We start from the raw sequence: 19,479 nt of genomic DNA on the forward strand, positions 1-19,479 counted from the left end.
ACGGAGAGCCTCACCATGGACACCGCCCCGCCCCGCGACCCGGGACAGCTGACCTTCCGCGACGCGGCGGATGCCGATGTGCCCGCGCTCGTGACGCTGATCCAGTCGGCGTACCGGGGCGACTCGAGCCGCACGGGGTGGACCACCGAGGCGGACATCCTGCAGGGGCAGCGGACCGACCCCGACGGAGTCCGCGCGGTGGTCGAGGCACCCGGCAGCCGGCTGCTCGTGGTGGAGCGGGACAGCGAACTGATCGCCTGCTGTCAGCTCGAACACCGCGGGGAAGCCGCCTACTTCGGGATGTTCGCGGTCCGCCCCGAGCTACAGGGTGGTGGCCTCGGCAAGCTGATCATCGCCGAGGCCGAACGCACCGTCCGGGAGAGCTGGGGCGCCACCGAGATGCACATGACCGTGATCTCGGTGCGTGAGGAACTGATCGCCTGGTACGAGCGCCGCGGCTACCGCCGTACGGGAGAGCTGAGCCCGTTCCCCTACGGCGACGAGCGCTTCGGCGTCCCGCAGCGCGACGATCTCGCCTTCGAACTGCTGATCAAGGACCTGAAGGAGGGTTAGCCCTCCCTGCACCTACGCGGTGAAACGGCCGGCGCGGCGGATCTCCGGGAAGTCGGTGGTCGCGCCGTCCAGCCCCAGGGCGCGCACCAGACGCAGATGATCCTGGGTGTTCACCACCCAGCCGATGACCTTCACTCCCTCGGCGTGCGCCTGCTCGACGACCTCCAGCGTGAGGCGGCGGATGTTCAGCGCGAGCGTCGCCGCGCCCACCGCCTTCGCCCGGTCCACCACATCGCTCTTCCACCGGCTGGCGATGAGCACGGTCCGTACCCCCGGCACCAGTTGAGCGATCTCGGCGACTGCCTCGTCGTGGAACGACGACACCTCGACCCGGTCGACGAGATCGCGCCGCCGCATCACCTCGGCCAGAGCCCGGGCTGCGGCCGCATCCTTGATCTCCGCCTGCAAGGGGGAGCGCACGGCATCGAGCACCTCCTCGAAGAAGGGCACCCGTTCGCCCTGCCCGGCATCGAGTTCCCGCAGCTCGGTCAGGGTCTTCTCGGCGATCGGGCCCGTGCCGTCGGTCGTCCGGTCCACCTCGGCGTCGTGCATGACGGCGAGTGCGCCGTCCTTGCTCAGATGAAGGTCCAGTTCGATGGCGTCCATGCCGGCCTGCTCGGCGTGGACGAACGACCGCAGGGTGTTCTCCGGCTCGACACCCATCACCCCGCGATGACCGATGGTGAGAAAAGTCAAGGCAATCTCGCTTCCGTCGACGGCGTCTCCCCGCGTGCTGCTCCTGCCCACGCGGCACTTCGGCACTCGGCTTACGGCAACTCGGCAGCCTAGCGGCCCGGACCCGAGGGAGAGCCGGTCACGCGCGGGTGAGTGGCGCCGTGTCCCTGGACGCCGGCGACACCGAGCAGGAATCCGGTGATGACGGCTGCGACAAGGACGGCACGGATACTCACGCGGCGGTCTCCGGACGAGTGGGAGGGAGGCGGATGGCACCCGTCCTACCGGTAGCGCCGGTGCCCGGCGAGCTGTGTCACCCGTACGTGGGCGCGTCCCGCCCGGCCTGAACGCCCGGGTGTGCGACCGTCGGCGGTCCGGAATCCCCCGGAACCGACGGAAGGAGTCGCGCAAGCGGAATGCGACAGGAAGAATCGCGGTGACCATAGGGGGTCGGCAGGATAATTTTCTGAGGCTCACTTGTCTCGAGGAACCACACATGGATACGGTTGCTTGACGCGAGGTTCTCCTGTGGAGGAAGTGTGATGACGGAAATTCTTGTGCACGACGCCGAGGCCGGCGCGATAGCTACTGCCCAGCGGGTGGTCGAGCAGCCTGCCTGGCCTGCGCTCAAGGATGCCGTGGAGGAGATCCGGCCCTGGCAGGCGAAGGACGGTTCGATCGACTTCGACGCCGACGGCGCCCCGTCGCCTGCCACCGTCATGGTGACGCTGGAACGCGCGATCGCCGCGATCGAAGAGCTTTCCCCGCTGCTCCCGCACGATGCCGCGTACCACCGCGCCCTCGTCATGGACCTGCGGCGTTGGGCGGCGGACGGCTTCGGTGTGCCGGACTTCCTGGACTCGCTGCTCGCCTTCCAGCCCGCCAAGAACCGCACCGACGGGCTGCAGCACCTGGTCGTCTTCGCGATGTACACGCAGAACGGCAACCCGGACCGCAATCTCGAAGCGGTCGTCCTTCGGATGGTCTGGCCCGAATGGCTCGCCGAGCTCGAAGCCACGCGCTACGACAACCCGCTCTTCTGCGGCATCACCTTCGAGGACTTCACCTCCGGTTACGACACCAATTCCGCGGTGCTCTTCCCGGAGACGATCGCCGTGCGCGAAGCCCCCGACCGCTTCAGCTGGGGCGGCATCTTCTGCGACCGTGAGGCTGCCCGCTTCCGCCGCGTCACCGAGGCCTCCGTCGAGCTCCTCGGCGTGGAGCTGCCCGAGGACATCCGCGGGATGGTCGGCGACCAGCAGCGCTGCGAGCAGGCATTCGTGCTCTGGGACATGGTCCACGACCGCACCCACAGCCACGGCGACCTGCCGTTCGACCCGTTCATGATCAAGCAGCGCCAGCCGTTCTGGATGTACGGACTGGAGGAGCTGCGCTGCGACCTCACCGCCTTCAAGGAGGCCGTGAAGCTGGAGGCCGACGGCTTCCCGCAGGGCCGTGACGTGCAGTACGCCGTGCTGTTCGACCGGATGTTCCGCTTCCCGGTCACCGGCGAGCGGGTCCGCAACTATGACGGTCTCGGCGGCCAGCTGCTCTTCGCGTACCTCCACAAGCACGATGTGATCCGCTGGACCGACAACACCCTGAAGATCGACTGGGACCGGGCCCCGCAGGTCACCAACCAGCTCTGCGGCGAGATCGAGAAGCTCTACCGCGACGGCATCGACCGCCCCAAGCTGGTCCACTGGTTCGCCGCGTACGACCTGGTCTCGACCTACCTTGCCCCGCACCCCGGCTCCCGCTGGGCCAAGGGTCCGGACGCCCTGGACCTCTCGCAGCAGCCCCGCAAACTCGTGGACGACGTGCTTCCCGACGAGTTTCCGCTGAGCATGTTCTATGAGGCGCTCTCCAAGAAGCTGAAGAATGTGATCGCCTCCACCAAGGGGATCACCGCGGCGGACGCCGAGCAGGCAGCCGCGTGAGCGCTCGTTCCAAGGAGGCAGTGGCCATGAACGCAAACGGCACGGGCAATGGGAACGGCGCGCTGGAAGGCGCGGTGATCGCCGTTGCCGGAGCCGCCGGACCGGCCGGCCGGGCGACGCTGCTCAGGCTCGCCGAGGCCGGTGCGATCGTCGTCGCCTCGGACGCCGACGCCACCCGCCTGGCGGAGGCCGTCGACGCCGCACGATACGCCCACGGCGGCGCCACCGTCACCGGCGACACCGTCGATCTGCTCGACCTCGCCGCCGCCCGGGGATGGGCGGACAAGACCGAGAAGGAGTTCGGCCGGATCGATGGCCTGGTCCACCTGGTGGGCGGCTGGCGCGGCAGCGCCACCTTCGCCGAGACCGACCTCGCCGACTGGGATCTCCTGGAGAAGCTGCTGATCCGCACGGTTCAGCACACCTCGCTGGCCTTCCAGGAAGGGCTCCAGCGCAGCGACCGCGGCCGCTATCTGCTGACCAGCGCGGCCGGGGCGAGCAAGCCCACCGAGGGCAATGCCGCCTACGCCGCGTCGAAGGCGGCCGCCGAGGCCTGGACCCTCGCGCTCGCCGACGCCTTCCGCAAGGCGGGGGGCGAGGAAGGGCCGAAGGCAGCGGCTGCGATCCTGATCGTCAAGGCACTGGTGCACGACGCGATGCGCGCCGAGCGCCCGAATGCGAAGTTCGCGGGCTTCACCGACGTCAAGGAGCTGGCCGAGGCCATCGCCGGCGTCTGGTCCAAGCCCGCCTCCGAAGTGAACGGAAAGCGTCTGTGGCTGACCCCGCAACCATAAGGACCGACGCGCGACGGCACCACGATCCGCAGATACGCGGATTCGCCAGTGACAACTACGCGGGCGCCCACCCGGAGATCCTCGCGGCCATCGCCCTCGCCAACGGCGGTCACCAGATCGCCTACGGCGAGGACGACTACACCGCGAACCTCCAGCAGATCGTCAAGGGGCACTTCGGCCCCATCGCCGAGGCGTTCCCGGTCTTCAACGGCACCGGGGCGAATGTCGTCTCGCTGCAGGCGATGACCGATCGCTGGGGCGCGGTCATCTGCGCCGAGTCCGCGCACATCAACGTGGACGAGGGCGGCGCTCCGGAGCGCGTGGGCGGCCTCAAGCTGCTCACCGTGCCGACCCCGGACGGCAAGCTCACCCCCGAGCTCATCGACCGGCAGGCGTACGGCTGGGACGACGAGCACCGCGCCATGCCCCAGGTCGTGTCGATCACTCAGAACACCGAGCTCGGCACCGTCTACACGCCCGATGAGATCCGCGCCATCTGTGAGCACTCCCACGAGCGCGGCATGAAGGTTCACCTCGACGGGGCGCGGATCGCCAACGCCGCGGCGTCGCTGGGCGTCCCGGTGCGTACGTTCACCAGCGAGGTCGGCGTCGACGTCCTCTCGTTCGGCGGCACCAAGAACGGGGCGCTCTTCGGTGAGGCCGTCGTCGTCCTGAACCCCGATGCCGTACGGGCCATGAAGCATCTGCGGAAGCTGTCGATGCAGCTCGCATCGAAGATGCGTTTCGTGTCGGTGCAGCTGGAGGCGCTGCTCGCCGGTGATCTGTGGCTGCGCAACGCCCGGCACGCCAACGCCATGGCTCAGCGGCTCGCGGAGGGTGTCCGGGCGGTGGACGGCGTGGAGATCCTCTACCCGGTCCAGGCCAACGCCGTCTTCGCGCGTCTGCCGCACGACGTGAGCGAGCGGCTCCAGAAGCGCTTCCGTTTCTACTTCTGGGACGAGACCGCCGGCGATGTGCGCTGGATGTGCTCCTTCGACACCACGGAGGACGACGTGGACGCGTTCGTCCTCGCCCTCAAGGAAGAGATCGCCAAGTAGAGCACCAAGCTGCGCATGAATGTGCGACCGACCGGAAAGTCATTGCTTTCCGGTCGGTCGCTTCCGTACGCTCTGCATGCATGGAGCTGACGCAGCAATCCCCGGATATGGCTGCCTGTCTCGCCGCCGATGTGGCCATCGACCACGAGCATCCGCTCGTGCGGCAGACCCCGCAGGCGCCGAACTTGTCGAGTCGCTGGAGAAGCTGAGCCCCGGAGCGCGGATCACCGTCCGCACTCCGGAGTGACGTTTCAGCCGTGACAGCGAACGGGCCCGGTCAGCTGGCCTCGCGCACCTCGGCGGGCGTCGGAGCCGTACCGCCGAGGTGCGCGGGCACCCACCAGGTGTCGCTCGCGTCCTTCGGCCGGACCGGGTAGGCGCGCTGCGCGGCTTCGAGGAGCTCCTGCACCCGCTCCCGCAGACGTCGGGTGATCGCACCCGCGTACTGGTCGGTGGGGGCCTCCACCGGCGCACCCACCCGGATCGTCACCGGGATGTGGCTGCGCTTGAAATTGCGCGGCCGCCCCTTGGTCCAGATCCGCTGCGTTCCCCACAGGGCCATCGGAATCAGCGGCACGCCGGCCTCCTGGGCCAGCCGGGCCGCGCCCGATTTGAAGCTCTTCAGCGTGAACGACTGCGAAATGGTCGCCTCGGGGAAGACGCCGATGATCTCGCCGGAGCGCAGCGAGGCGAGCGCATGGGCATACGCGTCCTCGCCCTGCTTCCGGTCGACCGGGATGTGCTTCATGCCGCGCATCAGCGGACCGGAGACCTTGTGCCGGAAGACCGATTCCTTCGCCATGAAGCGGACCAGCCGCTTCTGAGGGAGCGCCGCGAGCCCGGTGAAGATGAAGTCGAGATAGCTGATGTGGTTGCTGACCAGTACCGCACCGCCGGTCTTCGGGATGTGCTCCGAACCCTGAGTGTCGATCTTCAGGTCCAGCGCCTTGAACATGGTGCGAGCGGCGCCGATGACCGGCCGATAGACGAGTTCTGCCATCTGGAGAAGACCCTTCTTCAGCGCCTGAGGAGGGTTCTCCCGGCGGAAGTTACGCAGCCGTAGGTTTTCGGCATTGCGCCGATCGTGCCCCATGTCCGTCGCGGTGGCCAGTCTCGGCGGGCGTGGGGCGCGAGATTCTCGTCACGTGGAGTCGGCGGGAATGACTCCGTGCCCGACGGTGCTGACCCTTTGCGAAGGGCTCTGACAGGAGGCGGACGGTGGACGGGCAGACACGTGCGAACAGGCTGGATGCGGCCCAACTCGGCGCGGAATTGGGGGAACGGGCGACCCTCGTGCAATTCTCCAGCGCCTTCTGCCAGCCCTGCCGGGCCACCCGCCGCACCCTCGGCGAGGTGGCCGGAATGGTCGACGGCGTCGCCCACGTCGAAATCGACGCCGAGGCACATCTCACTCTTGTACGCGAGCTCGACATCAGCCGCACGCCGACGGTGCTGGTTCTCGACGCGACCGGCCGGATCGTCCGCCGAGCGGTCGGGCAGCCCCGCACCGTCGATGTTGTCGCGGCGCTGGGGCACGCGATGTGACGGACCGTGATGCATCTCCCACATTGCGGAACCCTCTTGACTGCACCCACCACGCATCGTCAGTCTGACGCTATGCCGCCGGAACTCCTTCTCTACGGCCGGGTCCCCATGGACCTCGCCCGCAACGCGAGTGCGCGCTGTCCGGGTGTCTGAGCACCCACGGCCCCGTACGCCTCCCTCGCAGAAGGACATCTCCATGACGGCTTCGCCCGAGCTTTCCAGTGCCCGCACGGCTTCCCCCGATCTCCTGCGCTCCGTCTTCCGGCGGCATGCCGCCGGTGTCGCGGTGATCACCGCCGCCGGTGACCGGCCGGTCGGCTTCACCGCGACCTCCCTCAACTCCGTCGCCGCGGAGCCGCCGCTCATCTCCTTCGGTGTGGGGACCTCGTCCTCCAGCTGGCCGGTCGTGGCGGAGGCCGAGCACATCGGCGTTCACGTACTGGGTGAGCACCAGCAGGAGCTGGCCGCCACATTCGCGCGCAGCGGCGCCGACCGGTTCGGTCCGTCCACCTATTGGCGCAGTGGGCCGGAAGGTGTCCCGGTCCTCGACGGAGTGCTTGCGTGGCTGGTCTGCCGCGTGGTGGCGCGCATCCCGGCGGGGGACCACCGGATCGTGATCGCGGAGGCCGTCGTCGGCGATCCGGCCGGGGGCGGCCGCCCGCTTCTCTACCATCAGGGTCGTTTCACGGCGTTGCGGGACTGAGGGTTCCCAGGTGGCGCAAGGGCACCGAGCGTCGGCTAGGTCACAGTGCAAAGCGCTTGCTCATGGGTAACGTACTGGGTGTACTGGCGAGTAATATTTCGCTCGGAGCGTCGGTCGCCCCGACCGGAATCCGCCCCATCAGGCGCCTATGCTGCGTGCATCAAGGCAGCCCAGAAATGACGATGCAGTAGGAGAGCCGGCGTGAGCTTGAGGATCGTTGTCTGTGTGAAGTATGTGCCCGACGCCACCGGTGACCGGCACTTCGCCGATGACCTGACGCTGGACCGTGAGGATGTCGACGGTCTGCTGTCGGAGCTGGACGAGTACGCGGTGGAGCAGGCGCTGCAGATCGCCGATGAGGCGGATGACGCGGAGATCACTGTGGTGACGGTGGGTCCGGAGGATGCCAAGGACGCGTTGCGCAAGGCGCTGTCGATGGGTGCGGACAAGGCCGTTCACGTCGAGGACGACGGTCTGCATGGTACGGATGTGATCGGTACGTCGCTGGTGCTGGCGAAGGCGGTCGAGAAGACGGGTTACGACCTGGTGATCTGCGGTATGGCGTCGACGGACGGCACGATGGGTGTGCTGCCGGCGGTGCTGGCGGAGCGGTTGGGTGTTCCGCAGGTCACGCTGCTGTCCGAGGTGAAGGTCGAGGGCGGCACGGTGACCGGGCGTCGGGACGGTGACAGTGCCAGTGAGCAGCTGCAGGCGTCGCTGCCGGCGGTGGTGTCGGTGACGGACCAGTCCGGTGAGGCCCGGTATCCGTCGTTCAAGGGGATCATGGCGGCGAAGAAGAAGCCGGTTGAGTCCCTGGACCTGGAGGACCTGGAGATCGAGGCGGACGAGGTCGGTCTGGCGGGTGCGTGGACCGCGGTGGATTCCGCGGCGCAGCGTCCGGCCCGCACGGCGGGCACGATCGTCAAGGATGAGGGCGAGGGCGGCAAGCAGCTGGCTGAGTTCCTCGCGGGCCAGAAGTTCATCTGACCTGTCGGCCTGTTCGGCCCCGTACGTTCCTCTCACCCTCGTTTCCGCAGGAGATTGAAGTCCCATGGCTGAAGTTCTCGTCTATGTCGACCACGTGGACGGTGCCGTCCGCAAGCCCACCCTGGAGCTGCTGACGCTGGCCCGCCGGATCGGTGACCCGGTCGCGGTCGCGCTGGGCAGTGGTGCGGCCGGCACCGCGGCGGTGCTCGCCGAGCACGGTGCGGTCAAGGTCCTGACCGCCGAGGCGCCGGAGTTCGCCGATTACCTGGTCGTGCCGAAGGTCGACGCGCTGCAGGCCGCGTTCGATGCGGTGTCCCCGGCCGCGGTGCTGGTGCCGTCCTCCGCGGAGGGCAAGGAGATCGCGGCCCGGCTCGCGGTCCGGATCGGGTCCGGGATCATCACGGACGCGGTGGACCTGGAGGCCGGTGAGCTGGGTCCGGTGGCCACCCAGTCCGCGTTCGCCGCGTCGTTCACCACCAAGTCCCGTGTTTCGCGGGGCACCCCGGTCATCACGGTCAAGCCGAACTCGGCGCCTGTCGAGCCGGCCCCCGCCGCCGGTGCGGTCCAGACCCTGCCGGTCACGTTCTCCGCGCAGGCCACCGGCACGAAGGTCCTGTCCCGCACCCCGCGCGAGTCGACCGGGCGCCCGGAGCTGACCGAGGCCGCGATTGTGGTCTCCGGCGGCCGTGGTGTCAACGGTGCGGAGAACTTCCACATCATCGAGGCGCTCGCCGACTCCCTCGGCGCGGCCGTGGGTGCCTCGCGTGCCGCGGTCGACGCCGGCTGGTACCCGCACTCCAGCCAGGTCGGCCAGACCGGCAAGTCCGTCTCCCCGCAGCTCTACATCGCCTCCGGTATCTCCGGCGCGATCCAGCACCGGGCCGGCATGCAGACCTCGAAGACCATCGTCGCGATCAACAAGGACGCCGAGGCCCCGATCTTCGACCTCGTCGACTACGGCATCGTCGGCGACCTCTTCCAGGTCGTCCCCCAGCTCACCGAAGAGGTCAACTCCCGCAAGGGCTGACCTGTCGGGGGCGGTGCCCCTTCTCGATGGTCCGGGGCCGCGTGGTGTTCTCACCGCGCGGCCCCGGGTCGTTTCTGATCACCATTGACGCAGGTCCGGTGGCCTTATAACTTCACTATACGGATTGTTGATTCCGGGAAGCGGAAACAACGGCACTGTGGAGGGTGTGGACATGGGTCAGCAGGAGAAGGTGGCAACGAGCCTCGCCGGTGCGGTCAGCGAGGAGATCAGTGCCTCCCTCACCGCGGTGGACGCCGAGCTCGCCCGCCGCTATCCGGGAGACCCCGGCACCCGCCAGCCAGTCCACACGGTCTACGTCCCCAGCGACGCCTTTGCCGCAGACACCATCCGCTCCTGGGGCGATCAGGCGCTCCGCGCCCTCGACGAGCATGCCCCCGATGCGGCCTCGTTCGCCGCCGTCCTCGGCATCCCGGAGGAGCTCGCCGCGCCCGTCCACGACCGGGTCCGCGCCAAGCTGGAGCGCGAGCCCGTCGAAGACCTGCGCATCGACTTCGAGGACGGCTACGGCCCCCGCCCCGATGCCGAGGAGGACGAGGCTGCCGCCCGCGCCGCGCGGCTGGTCTCGGAGGCGTACCAGAACGGCACGGCGGCCCCGTACATGGGCATCCGGATGAAGTGCATGGAGGCCGCCGTACGCGACCGGGGCATCCGCACCACGGACATCTTCCTCACCGGTTTGATGCAGGCGGGCGGGCTTCCCGAGGGCCTGGTGCTCACCCTTCCCAAGGTGACGTACCCCGAACAGGTCACCGCCTTCGTCCGGCTCCTCGACGCCTTCGAGCAGGCCCACGGTCTGCCGTCGGGCCGGCTCGGTTTCGAGATCCAGATCGAGACCAGCCAGTCCATCCTCGCCGCCGACGGCACCGCCGCCGTGGCCCGCATGATCGGTGCCGCCGGGGGCCGCGCCACCGGCCTGCACTACGGCACCTTCGACTACAGTGCCTGCGTCGGCGTCAGCGCCGCTTACCAGGCCGGCGACCATCCGGCCGCAGACCACGCCAAGGCGGTCATGCAGGTGGCCGCCGCGGGTACCGGCGTACGTGTCTCCGACGGCTCGACCAACGTCCTCCCGGTCGGCCCCACCCACCAGGTCCACGAGGCGTGGCGGCTCCACTACGGGCTCACCCGCCGTGCGCTGGCCCGCGCCTACTACCAGGGCTGGGACATGCACCCCGGCCACCTGCCGACCCGTTACGCGGCCGTCTACACCTTCTATCGCGAGGGCCTGGAACAGGCCGCCGCCCGGCTCGCCGCGTATGTCGCCAAGGCCGGCGGCGACGTCATGGACGAGCCCGCCACCGCCAAGGCCCTCAGTGGATACCTGCTGCGCGGCATCGACTGCGGCGCACTCGACACCGCCGAGGTCGCCCGCCTGACGGGGCTGACACGGGCGGACCTCGACGCGTTCGCCTCGCCCCGGCGCGGAGGACTGACGGTGACGGCGCCGTAGGCCGCGGGCCGGGCCCGTACCGTCAGCCCCGCAGGAAGGACTCGACGGTCCCGCTGAAGCGGACGGGATCGTCGAGCCACGGGAAGTGACCTGCGCCCGGCTGGACGGTCAGTTCGGCCTTGGGGAACGGCGCTGGAGAAGGTCGCCGCCGAGATCGAGACCTACTGGGAGCTGGCGCTCGCGCCGTACTGGGCCCGGATCCGCCGGCTGCTCGAAGCCGATGTGTTCCGCCGGGCGCGGCAGGTTGCCGAGCTCGGGGTCGCGCAGGTCCTCAATGAACTGCACGACTCGGTGCGGTGGGACGAGAGCAGCCTGCGCCTGGTGCGCCGCCACTGCGCCCTCACCCGCGCCGACTCGGGCGCGGGGATGCTGCTGGTGCCCTCCGTGTTCGCCCGGCCGCGGGTGCTCACCCGCTCGGTGGCGCCGGACCCGCCGCAACTCGCCTATCCGGCACGGGGCATCGGCACCCTCTGGGAGCCGCGCAGCACCGAAGCCGCCGATGCGGTCGCCGCTGTCCTCGGCCGCTCCCGCACCCTGCTTCTGGCCGAGCTCGACACCCCCGCGTCGACCACCGCGCTCGCCCGGCGTTCCGGACTGTCCGCGGCCGGCGTCTCCCAGCACCTCACAGCCCTGCGCGACGCCGCCCTGGTGACTGCCCACCGCGCCGGACGCTCGGTCCGCTACGCACGCACGTCCGTAGCGGAGCGCTGCTGACGCCCGCCGGAAGCTGATCGAGCCGGTCCGTCGACGCCCCGGCTCAGGCGGGCGGCAGTTCGCCCGAGCCGCGGGCGATGAGGGAGGTCGGCAGTTCCACCCGCGCCGGGGCGTCGTCCGCGCCGTCCAGCCGGCGGAAGAGGTGCTCGGCCGCCGTCCGGCCCACGGCCGCGGCGTCCTGGGAGATGACCGTGATGCCCAGCAGGTCGGCCAGTTCGATGTCGTCGAAACCGACCAGGGCGACCGGACGCTCCCGCTCCGCCAGCACGCGCACCGCGGTGACCGTCACCCGGTTGTTGCCCGCGAAGAGCGCGGTGACCGGTTCGGGGCCCGAGAGCATCGCCTCGGCGGCCGCCCTGACCCGCGCCGGGTCGGTGGAGCCGAGGGAGACCCAGGAGTCCTCGACGGTGATCCCGGCGTCCGTCATCGCGGCGTGATATCCGCGCAGACGCTCGGTGGCCGTGTGGATACGCGGCTGGTCGCCGATGAAGCCGATCCTGCGGTGTCCGTGCGCGACCAGATGGGCGACACCCTGCCGGGCGCCACCGAAACTGTCGGAAAGGACGATGTCGGCGTCGATCCGGCCCGCCGGGCGGTCCACGAAGACGGTGGCGATCCCCGCCTCTATCTCCGGCTCCAGGTAGCGGTGGTCGTCACCGGCCGGAATCACGATCAGCCCGTCCACCCGGCGGGCGCACAGCGCGAGCACGAGCTCCTGCTCGCGCTCCGGGTCCTCGGCGCTCGACCCGTTGATGAGCAGGGCGCCGTGGGCGCGGGCGACCTCCTCGACGGCGCGGCTCAGCGGCCCGTAGAACGGGTCGGCGAGATCCTCCAGGACCAGGCCGATGGAGGCGGTACGGCCCTTGCGGAGCACGCGCGCGCTGTCGTTGCGGCGGAAGCCGAGCGCATCGATCGCCTCCTGGACCCGGCGCTCGGTGTCCGGTGTGACCCCCGGTTCGCTGTTGACCACGCGGGAGACCGTCTTGAGGCCCACTCCGGCCCGGGCGGCCACATCCTTCATGGTCGGCCGATTGCCGTAGCGGGGCTCGGAGTGACGGGCGGTCTCTGCCACGATGCGCTGTCCTGTCGTCGGGTGCGGGCTGTCCGGCCGGTCGCAGACGGGTGCTGCGGAGGTGCCGGAGGCTGTGTCGTCGAGCATAGGCCCTGGACAACGTTGTCAACTGAATAGAGACTATGCAGACTATTTACTGAAGCTGCAGGTCCCCGCCTCCTCACTCATCCGGAGCCCACACCGATGCATACCGACCTCGTCGCCGCGCTCGACATCGGCGGCACCAAGATCGCCGGCGCTCTGGTGGACGGCAGCGGCACGCTCCTCGTGCGGGCGCAGCGGCCGACGCCCGCCCTGGAGAGCGGCGAGACGGTGATGGGCGCGGTGACGGACGTGCTGGCCGAGCTGACCGCCTCGCCGCTGTGGGGCCGGGCGACCGCCGTCGGCATCGGCAGCGCAGGTCCGGTGGATGCCTCGGCGGGGACGGTCAGCCCCGTCAACGTTCCCGGCTGGCGCGACTTTCCGCTGGTGGACCGGGTACGGAGGGCCGTCGGCGGGCTCCCCGTCGAGCTGGTCGGTGACGGGGTCGCGATGACCGCGGCCGAGCACTGGCTCGGTGCGGCCCGCGGTTACGACAACGCGCTGTGCCTGGTCGTGTCGACAGGGGTCGGCGGCGGTCTCGTCCTCGGCGGCAAGCTGCACCCGGGTCCCACCGGCAACGCCGGTCACATCGGCCACATCAGTGTGGATCTGGACGGCGACCCGTGTCCGTGCGGTTCGCGTGGCTGTGTGGAACGGATCGCCAGCGGGCCGAACATCGCCCGCCGCGCCCTGCAGGGCGGCTGGCAGCCGGGCCCGGACGGCGACGCCACGGCCGCCGCCGTGGCCGCCGCCGCGCGGGCCGGACATCCGGTGGCGGTCGCCTCCTTCGAGCGCGCTGCGCAGGCGCTGGCCGCCGGAATCGCCGCCACCGCCACGCTGGTCGAGATCGACATCGCCGTGATCGGTGGGGGAGTGGCCGGTGCGGGCGACGTCCTCTTCGCTCCGCTGCGCCGCGCCCTGCGCAGCTACGCCACGCTCTCCTTCGTCCAACAGTTCACGGTGGCACCCGCGGTGATGGGTACGGACGCGGGCCTGGTGGGCGCCGCGGCCGCCGCCTCGGCGGCCGCAGCCGTACTGAGCGGCTGAACAGGGTCCGGCTGCCGGACGGTGCGCGGCGACCCGTCCCGTCCGGCAGCCGAACGATGGTCCGGAAGCCGGGCGTGCCCGGTGGCCGCGCCCCTGCCCGGAACCGTTCCGGAAGCGGCTCCAGGCCCGTACTCAGTGCCCGCCCGGCCCCCTACCGGGCGGGCACTCCTCCTACGGGGCCCGGCACCCGTGCCGGACTCAGCACCCGATCCGCAGGTCCGCCCAGTCGGCGTGGTCGTAGTTGATCCCGTCCCCGCCGTCGGTGACCACCAGACGTACCACCTGCGCGCCGCTCACATCCGCGGTGATCGGCTGCGCGGCCATCGCGTTGGTCAGGACCCCGGTGGACGCCACCTTCGTGCCGTCCGCCCAGATCTCGAACGCCACCGTGCCATGGGCACCCGCCTCGTCGTCGACTCCGACCTGGGCGGTCACGGCGCTGCACGCACCACCCGTGTAGAACTCGACGGCGCTGTCCGCGTGTGCCCCGAGTCCCTTGGCGAAGACGGTGCCGCCGATGGTCAGCGGATGGCCGTCGCCGGCCCGGTTCTCACCGTTGCTGGTGTCCTTCTCGACCGGACCCCAGCCGTTGGAAGCGGAGAGCTGCGGCAGATCGCTCAGATAGCTGCTGTCGGCCGGGGGCGCCACCACCACATGCGCCTGGAACGGCACCGAGGACCGCACGCGCGTCCCGGTCGGTGACCGGTACTGGGCGCTGAGCTTCAGATCGTACGTACCGGTGGCTGTGCCCGCGGGAGGCGTCACCTGCCAGCGTGTGGTCAGCGCACGGCCGGTGGGCACGACATCGGTGCCGGTCGGCGACAGCGCCTCGATCTGCCAGCCCGACGGGCCGGTGAGAGCCGCGGAGACGCTCGTGGCAGGCGTACGGCCCAGATCGGTGACCGTCGTCGTCAGCGGGGCGCTGCGGCCGGCCTCCACCAACGGGCTGCCGGTCAGGCCGAGTTCCACGGCCGGCGGGTAGGCGGCCCACTTGCTGTCGGCGGCGACGCGCAGCAGTACCGTGCCGTGCGCCGGGACGGTCGCGGAGATACCGCCCGCCGTGTTGTACGTCGTGTGCTGCCACAGGTCGCGCGTCGTGTACGCGTCGGCCTCCGGCAGACCCGCCTCCTTCGCGGTCGTCGAGATGCGCTGCGCGGACCCGGTCTCGTTGAAGAGCGCCACGACCCGGCTGCCGTCCTTCATCTCCTTGGCGACGACCCAGCGCCCGCCGGTGGAGGAGACCACGGTGCCCTGCTTTCCCAGCGGGTCCTGATCGACCGCGATGACCTCCTGGTTCGAGAGGATCTCGAAGGTCTCCGGAGTCGCCTTGCGCAGATCGGAGCCGATGAGCAGCGGCGCCGCCATCACGGACCACATGGAGAAGTGGGTGCGGTACTCGGTGTCCGTCATTCCGCCGTTGCCGACTTCGAGCATGTCGGGGTCGTTCCAGTGCCCCGGTCCCGCGGCGGCGGCGAGCGGCAGGTTCTGCTTCATGATCGACAGCATGCTGCCCCAGCTGTCGCTGATGTCGCCCGTCGTGCGCCAGAGATTGCCGACGTCTGCGGCCCACTCCCAGGGCTTGTTCTCGCCCCACTCGCAAATGCTGTAGACGATGGGACGGCCGGTGGCCTGCAGTGCGTCGCGCATTGTTGTATAGCGCTTCTTCGCGTCGACGCCCTGGTTGTTGCAGTTGTCGTACTTGAGGTAGTCGACGCCCCAGTCCGCGAACTGCTGCGCATCGCTGTACTCATGGCCGAGTGCTCCCGGCAGTCCGGTGCCGTCGCACGTCTTCGTGCCCGCGCTGGTGTAGATGCCGAGCTTGAGCCCCTTGGAGTGGACGTAGTCCGCGACGGCTTCTATGCCGTTCGGGAAGCGCACCGGGTCGGCCTCCAGCTTGCCGTCCGCGTTGCGCTGCGGCTTCGCCCAGCAGTCGTCGAGGTTGACGTACTGGTAGCCGGCTTCCTTGAGGCCCTTCTCGACGAAGATGTCGGCGATTCCCTTGACCATCGCCTCGTTGAACTCGGCCCGGCAGTGGGTCGAGTTCCAGTTGTTGAATCCCATCGGCGGGGTGAGTGCGAGCCCGTTGTCGGACTGCGGGCTGACCGCTGCGGCAGCCGCCGTCGTCGGTGAGTCCGCGACGGCGGGAGCGGTTGCACCCGCTGCGCAGAGCAGACCGGCGGCCAGCGCTCCGATGACTGTTCTGCCGCTTGCTCGGGTCGTACGGGTTGGAAGATGACGCATCGTAACGTTCCTCCACGCTCGTGTCAGATCGGATGACATCATGCGCACGCCAGGGGCGCGCGATTACGTTATGGCGTGTTGGAGTCTGTTGGAAGGGGAGCGGTAAAGGTTGTTCGGTATCTCGTCAAAACCCTTGACCGCACTCTGACTTGGGGGTGGGATCCAATCGCGCGTTCGGTCGTGTTGGGTTGCATCCCGGAGGAGGGGGTCATGGCGCACTCGTCGTACGACAGGTCAAGCATGCCCGGCAGTATGGCAGGACATCGGATGTCTCGGCGAAATCTGCTGCGTGGTGCGGCAGTTGGCGCGGGCGCGATCACGCTTCCCTCGCTGCTCACGGCATGCAGCAGTGGTCCCGGTGGTGACGGCAAGACGATCCACATGGGGTCGAATTCGTCCGACCCCATTCCCAAGAAGGCTTTCGCCGACGCGTTCAAGGCGTACGAGGCGCAGTCCGGAGGGCGGAAGATCGAGGTCAACACCGTTGACCACAACACCTTCCAGGAGAACATCAACAAATACCTGCAGGGCAATCCGGACGACGTGTTCATGTGGTTTGCCGGCTACCGGATGCAGTTCTTCGCCAAGAAGGGGCTGTTGTACGACATCAGCGACAACTGGCAGCACTACGAAGGGTTTTCGTCCGCACTGAAGGCCCAGTCCACCGGCGAGGACGGCAAGCAGTACCTCACGCCGTACTACTACTACCCGTGGGCCGTCTTCCACCGGAAGAGTCTCTTCGCCGACCGCGGCTACCAGGCGCCCAAGACCCTCGACGAGTACGTGGCGCTCGCCGAGCAGATGAAGAAGGACAAACTCGACCCCATCGCGTTCTGCGACAAGGACGGCTGGCCCGCGATGGGCACCTTCGACTACATCAACATGCGGACCAACGGCTATGACTTCCACAAGAGCCTGATGGCCGGCGAGGAAGCCTGGACGGACAAGCGCGTCAAGGACGTCTTCGACACCTGGCGCCGGCTCCTGCCGTACTGCCAGCAGGGCGCCAACGGCCGCACCTGGCAGGAGGCCGCGACCAGTCTGCAGAAGAAGGAAGCCGGCATGGCGGTCTTCGGGCTGCCGCACCCCGGCGCCCAGTTCCCCAAGGGCGAACAGGAGGACATCGACTTCTTCCCGTTCCCGGTCATCAACCCGGAGCACGGCCAGGACGCGGTCGAGGCACCCATCGACGGGTTCCTGCTGGCGAAGAAGTCGAAGAACCTCAAGAACAAGAAGACGCTGGAGAGCGCCAAGGACCTCGTGAAGTGGCTGGCCACCGGCAAGGCCGAGGACATCTACCTCAAGAGCGACCCCAACAACATCGCGGTCAACGACCAGGCGGACATCTCCCCGTACTCGGCGCTGCAGAAGAAGGCCGTGGAGCTCGTCTCCGGTGCCAAGCAGATCTCCCAGTTCCTGGACCGCGACACCCGGCCGGACTTCGCCTCGACCGTCATGATCCCGGCCATCCAGCAGTTCATCAGCAACCCGAACGATGTGGACGGCCTGGTCAACGGCATCGAGCGGCAGAAGAAGACCATCTTCGCCTCCGACTGAATCTGGAGTACCGACCGTGTCGTTCCTCTCGGAGCGGCGCACCGAACGGCGGGGCCCGCGCCGATTCTCCGGCCGCGACCTCGCCGTCATCGGTCTGCTGCTCGGCATACCCGTCCTGCTCGACATCGCCATTGTGTGGGGCCCGACCCTCGCCTCGATCGTGCTCTCCTTCACCAGCTGGGACGGCATCGGCGACATCAAGTGGGTCGGTACGCAGAATTACGTGAACCTCTTCACCAACTACCCGCAGTTCTGGCCCGCCGCCCGGCACAACCTGCTCTGGCTGGCCTTCCTCGGGCTCGTCGCCGCGCCGTTCGGGCTGTTCCTCGCCGTACTCATCGACCGGGGCGTGCGGTTCAGCCGCTTCTACCAGTCGACGCTGTACATGCCGGTCGTGCTGTCGCTCGCCGTGGTCGGCTTCATCGCGCAGCTGATCTTCTCCCGCGACCAGGGGGCCCTCAACGCGATCATCGGGGACACCGCGTCGCCGACCGACTGGCTCGGCGACCCGGACGTCAACATCTGGATGGTCCTGCTCGCCGCGGCGTGGCGGCACACCGGCTATGTGATGATCCTCTACCTTGCCGGGCTCAAGGCCGTCGATCCCTCGCTGAAGGAAGCGGCCGCCATCGACGGGGCGAACGAGGCCCAGACCTTCTTCCGCATCGTCTTCCCCACGCTGCGGCCGGTCAACGTCATCGTCGGCGTCATCACCGTCATCGAGTCCCTGCGCGCCTTCGACATCGTGTACGCCGTCAACCACGGCCGCAACGGACTCGAACTGCTCTCGGTGCTCGTCACCGACAACATCATCGGTGAGGCGAGCCGCGTCGGCTTCGGATCCGCCATCGCCGTGGTCCTGCTCACCGTTTCCCTCGGATTCGTCGTGACGTACCTGGTCCAGGAGCTCCGAGGGGAGAAGAACCGATGACCGTCGACACCGCCCCCGCCCGCCCCGCCGCAGAGCCCGCGCCCCCGCCACCCGCTGCGGTGCGCCTCGGTCTCCGCCCGGGCCGGCTCGGCGTGCACGCCTTCCTGGTGGTGGTCTCGCTCGCCTTCCTCGCGCCGCTGCTGCTGGCGGTGTACGCCTCCCTGCGGCCGTACGACGAGACTTCCCGGTACGGCTACTTCTCGCTGCCGAGGCATCTGTCGTTCGACTACTACCGGCAGGCATTCGCCGACTCCGGGATGACGAAGTACTTCGTCAACACCATGATCATCGCCGTCCCGGGGGTGCTCGTCACCCTCTTCCTCGCCTCGTTCGTGGCCTTTGCCCTGGCCCGGCTGAAGATGCGCGGCGGGATCGTGCTGCTGATGCTCTTCACGGCCGGCAACCTGCTGCCCCAGCAGGTGATCGTGACCCCGCTGTACGTGGTGTTCAACCGCATCCCGCTGCCGTACTGGATGTCCGACTCGATGACGATGTACGACTCGTACTGGGCCGTCGTCGTCGTCCAGATCGGCTTCCAGATCGGCTTCTGCGTCTTCGTCCTCGCCAACTTCATGCGCACCCTGCCGCAGGAGATCCTGGAAGCCGCCATTGTCGACGGCGCGGGCGTGTGGACGCAGTACTGGCGGATCACGCTGCCACTGTGCCGCCCGGCCCTCGCCGCACTCGGCACGCTTCAATTCACCTGGATGTACAACGACTTCCTCTGGGCCCTTGTCTTCGTCTCCGACGGCGACAAGCTGCCCATCACCTCCGCCCTCAACAACCTGCGCGGGCAGTTCTTCACGGACTACAACCTCCTTGCCGCGGGCTCGGTGATCGTCGCCCTGCCGACGCTTGTGGTCTTCCTGCTGCTGCAGCGGCACTTCATCGCGGGGCTCACGCTGGGGTCGAGCAAGGGATAGGTCCGACTTGGGTAAACAGGCACGCGGACACGTCAGGACACACAGTGAGCGGACTGAGACCCGGTTGAGGTTGTCGCGGTCCACGCCCGGGCGGGGAGTTACGAGCATCGGATGATGACCGCGGGTGGGGGTCGGCGGAG

General features: G+C 68.9%; 19 protein-coding genes and 1 pseudogene. 15 read left to right on the plus strand and 5 right to left on the minus strand.

Annotated elements, in window-relative coordinates:
- Positions 1–15: 15 nt before the first annotated feature.
- A complete protein-coding gene (locus tag OH809_RS36880; RefSeq protein WP_406416980.1) occupies positions 16–573 on the plus strand; it encodes a GNAT family N-acetyltransferase in 558 nt (185 codons plus the stop codon).
- 12 nt (positions 574–585) lie between these two features.
- On the opposite strand, the gene OH809_RS36885 is transcribed toward OH809_RS36880, so the two are convergent.
- Both OH809_RS36885 and OH809_RS36890 read right to left on the minus strand, forming a co-directional pair.
- Entirely contained in the window at positions 586–1,236 is a 651-nt protein-coding gene (locus OH809_RS36885; protein WP_406424767.1) for a glycerophosphodiester phosphodiesterase, read from the minus strand.
- 122 nt (positions 1,237–1,358) lie between these two features.
- Positions 1,359–1,484, minus strand: a complete 126-nt coding sequence (locus OH809_RS36890) for a hypothetical protein (protein ID WP_406416978.1) — start codon at positions 1,482–1,484, stop codon at positions 1,359–1,361.
- 306 nt (positions 1,485–1,790) lie between these two features.
- On the opposite strand from OH809_RS36890, the gene OH809_RS36895 reads away from it, so the two are divergent.
- The 4 genes and pseudogenes from OH809_RS36895 to OH809_RS36910 form a co-directional block, all read left to right on the plus strand.
- Entirely contained in the window at positions 1,791–3,188 is a 1,398-nt protein-coding gene (locus tag OH809_RS36895; RefSeq protein WP_406416977.1) for a DUF6421 family protein, read from the plus strand.
- 26 nt (positions 3,189–3,214) lie between these two features.
- Entirely contained in the window at positions 3,215–3,982 is a 768-nt protein-coding gene (locus OH809_RS36900) for an SDR family NAD(P)-dependent oxidoreductase (RefSeq protein WP_406416975.1), read from the plus strand.
- A complete protein-coding gene (locus OH809_RS36905) occupies positions 3,979–5,040 on the plus strand; it encodes a threonine aldolase family protein (RefSeq protein ID WP_406424765.1) in 1,062 nt (353 codons plus the stop codon). Before OH809_RS36900 ends, OH809_RS36905 begins: the two co-directional genes overlap by 4 nt.
- A gap of 80 nt (positions 5,041–5,120) precedes the next feature.
- Positions 5,121–5,210: pseudogene (locus OH809_RS36910) on the plus strand (transglutaminase); the annotation flags it as partial.
- A gap of 107 nt (positions 5,211–5,317) precedes the next feature.
- On the opposite strand, the gene OH809_RS36915 reads toward OH809_RS36910, so the two are convergent.
- The gene (locus tag OH809_RS36915) at positions 5,318–6,040 is read right to left on the minus strand and encodes a lysophospholipid acyltransferase family protein (protein WP_359117771.1); all 723 of its coding nucleotides are present in this window, start codon (positions 6,038–6,040) and stop codon (positions 5,318–5,320) included.
- Positions 6,041–6,258: 218 nt separating this feature from the next.
- Here OH809_RS36915 and OH809_RS36920 point away from each other — a divergent pair, with 218 nt between their 5' ends.
- The 6 genes from OH809_RS36920 to OH809_RS36945 all read left to right on the plus strand — a co-directional run bounded on the left by OH809_RS36920 (position 6,259) and on the right by OH809_RS36945 (position 11,487).
- Positions 6,259–6,585, plus strand: coding sequence for a TlpA family protein disulfide reductase (locus tag OH809_RS36920; protein WP_406416974.1), 327 nt, complete (start codon positions 6,259–6,261; stop codon positions 6,583–6,585).
- A 196-nt stretch (positions 6,586–6,781) separates the two neighbouring features.
- Positions 6,782–7,288, plus strand: coding sequence for a flavin reductase family protein (locus OH809_RS36925; RefSeq protein ID WP_406416973.1), 507 nt, complete (start codon positions 6,782–6,784; stop codon positions 7,286–7,288).
- A gap of 201 nt (positions 7,289–7,489) precedes the next feature.
- Positions 7,490–8,275, plus strand: a complete 786-nt coding sequence (locus OH809_RS36930; protein ID WP_406416972.1) for an electron transfer flavoprotein subunit beta/FixA family protein — start codon at positions 7,490–7,492, stop codon at positions 8,273–8,275.
- Positions 8,276–8,339: 64 nt separating this feature from the next.
- The gene (locus tag OH809_RS36935) at positions 8,340–9,302 is read left to right on the plus strand and encodes an electron transfer flavoprotein subunit alpha/FixB family protein (RefSeq protein WP_406416077.1); all 963 of its coding nucleotides are present in this window, start codon (positions 8,340–8,342) and stop codon (positions 9,300–9,302) included.
- Between the two features lie 172 nt (positions 9,303–9,474).
- Complete coding sequence (locus OH809_RS36940) at positions 9,475–10,773, plus strand: DUF6986 family protein (protein WP_406416971.1); 1,299 nt, start codon at positions 9,475–9,477, stop codon at positions 10,771–10,773.
- Positions 10,774–10,995: 222 nt separating this feature from the next.
- Entirely contained in the window at positions 10,996–11,487 is a 492-nt protein-coding gene (locus OH809_RS36945; protein WP_406416969.1) for an ArsR/SmtB family transcription factor, read from the plus strand.
- Between the two features lie 43 nt (positions 11,488–11,530).
- Here OH809_RS36945 and OH809_RS36950 read toward each other — a convergent pair whose 3' ends face one another.
- Positions 11,531–12,559 carry a LacI family DNA-binding transcriptional regulator gene (locus OH809_RS36950; protein WP_406424763.1) on the minus strand — a complete coding sequence of 343 codons (1,029 nt, stop codon included), beginning with the start codon at positions 12,557–12,559 and terminating at the stop codon, positions 11,531–11,533.
- A gap of 183 nt (positions 12,560–12,742) precedes the next feature.
- On the opposite strand from OH809_RS36950, the gene OH809_RS36955 reads away from it, so the two are divergent.
- On the plus strand, positions 12,743–13,687 hold the full coding sequence (locus tag OH809_RS36955; RefSeq protein ID WP_406416968.1) for an ROK family protein: 945 nt from the start codon (positions 12,743–12,745) through the stop codon (positions 13,685–13,687).
- A 198-nt stretch (positions 13,688–13,885) separates the two neighbouring features.
- Here the strand turns inward: OH809_RS36955 and OH809_RS36960 are convergent, their stop codons facing one another.
- Positions 13,886–15,928, minus strand: coding sequence for an NPCBM/NEW2 domain-containing protein (locus OH809_RS36960; protein ID WP_406416966.1), 2,043 nt, complete (start codon positions 15,926–15,928; stop codon positions 13,886–13,888).
- Between the two features lie 267 nt (positions 15,929–16,195).
- On the opposite strand from OH809_RS36960, the gene OH809_RS36965 reads away from it, so the two are divergent.
- From OH809_RS36965 to OH809_RS36975, 3 genes are read left to right on the plus strand one after another with little or no spacing between them, the layout of a single operon-like run.
- Positions 16,196–17,485, plus strand: coding sequence for an ABC transporter substrate-binding protein (locus OH809_RS36965; protein WP_406416964.1), 1,290 nt, complete (start codon positions 16,196–16,198; stop codon positions 17,483–17,485).
- Between the two features lie 16 nt (positions 17,486–17,501).
- Positions 17,502–18,416 (plus strand): carbohydrate ABC transporter permease, encoded by a 915-nt coding sequence (locus OH809_RS36970; protein WP_406416962.1) that lies wholly within the window; start codon positions 17,502–17,504, stop codon positions 18,414–18,416.
- Positions 18,413–19,339 (plus strand): carbohydrate ABC transporter permease, encoded by a 927-nt coding sequence (locus tag OH809_RS36975; RefSeq protein WP_406416960.1) that lies wholly within the window; start codon positions 18,413–18,415, stop codon positions 19,337–19,339. Before OH809_RS36970 ends, OH809_RS36975 begins: the two co-directional genes overlap by 4 nt.
- Positions 19,340–19,479 lie beyond the last annotated feature (140 nt).

Source organism: Streptomyces sp. NBC_00873, assembly GCF_045207415.1.
In the GTDB taxonomy this organism is placed as follows: Bacteria; Actinomycetota; Actinomycetes; order Streptomycetales; family Streptomycetaceae; genus Streptomyces.

Excerpts from the sequence above, each read along its gene's own strand:
- OH809_RS36880 (WP_406416980.1), top strand. The coding sequence starts at position 16 with ATGGACACCGCCCCGCCCCGCGACCCGGGACAGCTGACCTTCCGCGAC.
- OH809_RS36935 (WP_406416077.1), top strand. The coding sequence starts at position 8,340 with ATGGCTGAAGTTCTCGTCTATGTCGACCACGTGGACGGTGCCGTCCGC.
- OH809_RS36955 (WP_406416968.1), top strand. The coding sequence starts at position 12,743 with ATGCATACCGACCTCGTCGCCGCGCTCGACATCGGCGGCACCAAGATC.
- OH809_RS36975 (WP_406416960.1), top strand. The coding sequence starts at position 18,413 with ATGACCGTCGACACCGCCCCCGCCCGCCCCGCCGCAGAGCCCGCGCCC.
- OH809_RS36895 (WP_406416977.1), top strand. The coding sequence starts at position 1,791 with ATGACGGAAATTCTTGTGCACGACGCCGAGGCCGGCGCGATAGCTACT.
- OH809_RS36885 (WP_406424767.1), bottom strand. The coding sequence starts at position 1,236 with ATGGGTGTCGAGCCGGAGAACACCCTGCGGTCGTTCGTCCACGCCGAG.
- OH809_RS36900 (WP_406416975.1), top strand. The coding sequence starts at position 3,215 with ATGAACGCAAACGGCACGGGCAATGGGAACGGCGCGCTGGAAGGCGCG.
- OH809_RS36925 (WP_406416973.1), top strand. The coding sequence starts at position 6,782 with ATGACGGCTTCGCCCGAGCTTTCCAGTGCCCGCACGGCTTCCCCCGAT.
- OH809_RS36960 (WP_406416966.1), bottom strand. The coding sequence starts at position 15,928 with ATGCGTCATCTTCCAACCCGTACGACCCGAGCAAGCGGCAGAACAGTC.
- OH809_RS36940 (WP_406416971.1), top strand. The coding sequence starts at position 9,475 with ATGGGTCAGCAGGAGAAGGTGGCAACGAGCCTCGCCGGTGCGGTCAGC.
- OH809_RS36965 (WP_406416964.1), top strand. The coding sequence starts at position 16,196 with ATGTCTCGGCGAAATCTGCTGCGTGGTGCGGCAGTTGGCGCGGGCGCG.
- OH809_RS36915 (WP_359117771.1), bottom strand. The coding sequence starts at position 6,040 with ATGGCAGAACTCGTCTATCGGCCGGTCATCGGCGCCGCTCGCACCATG.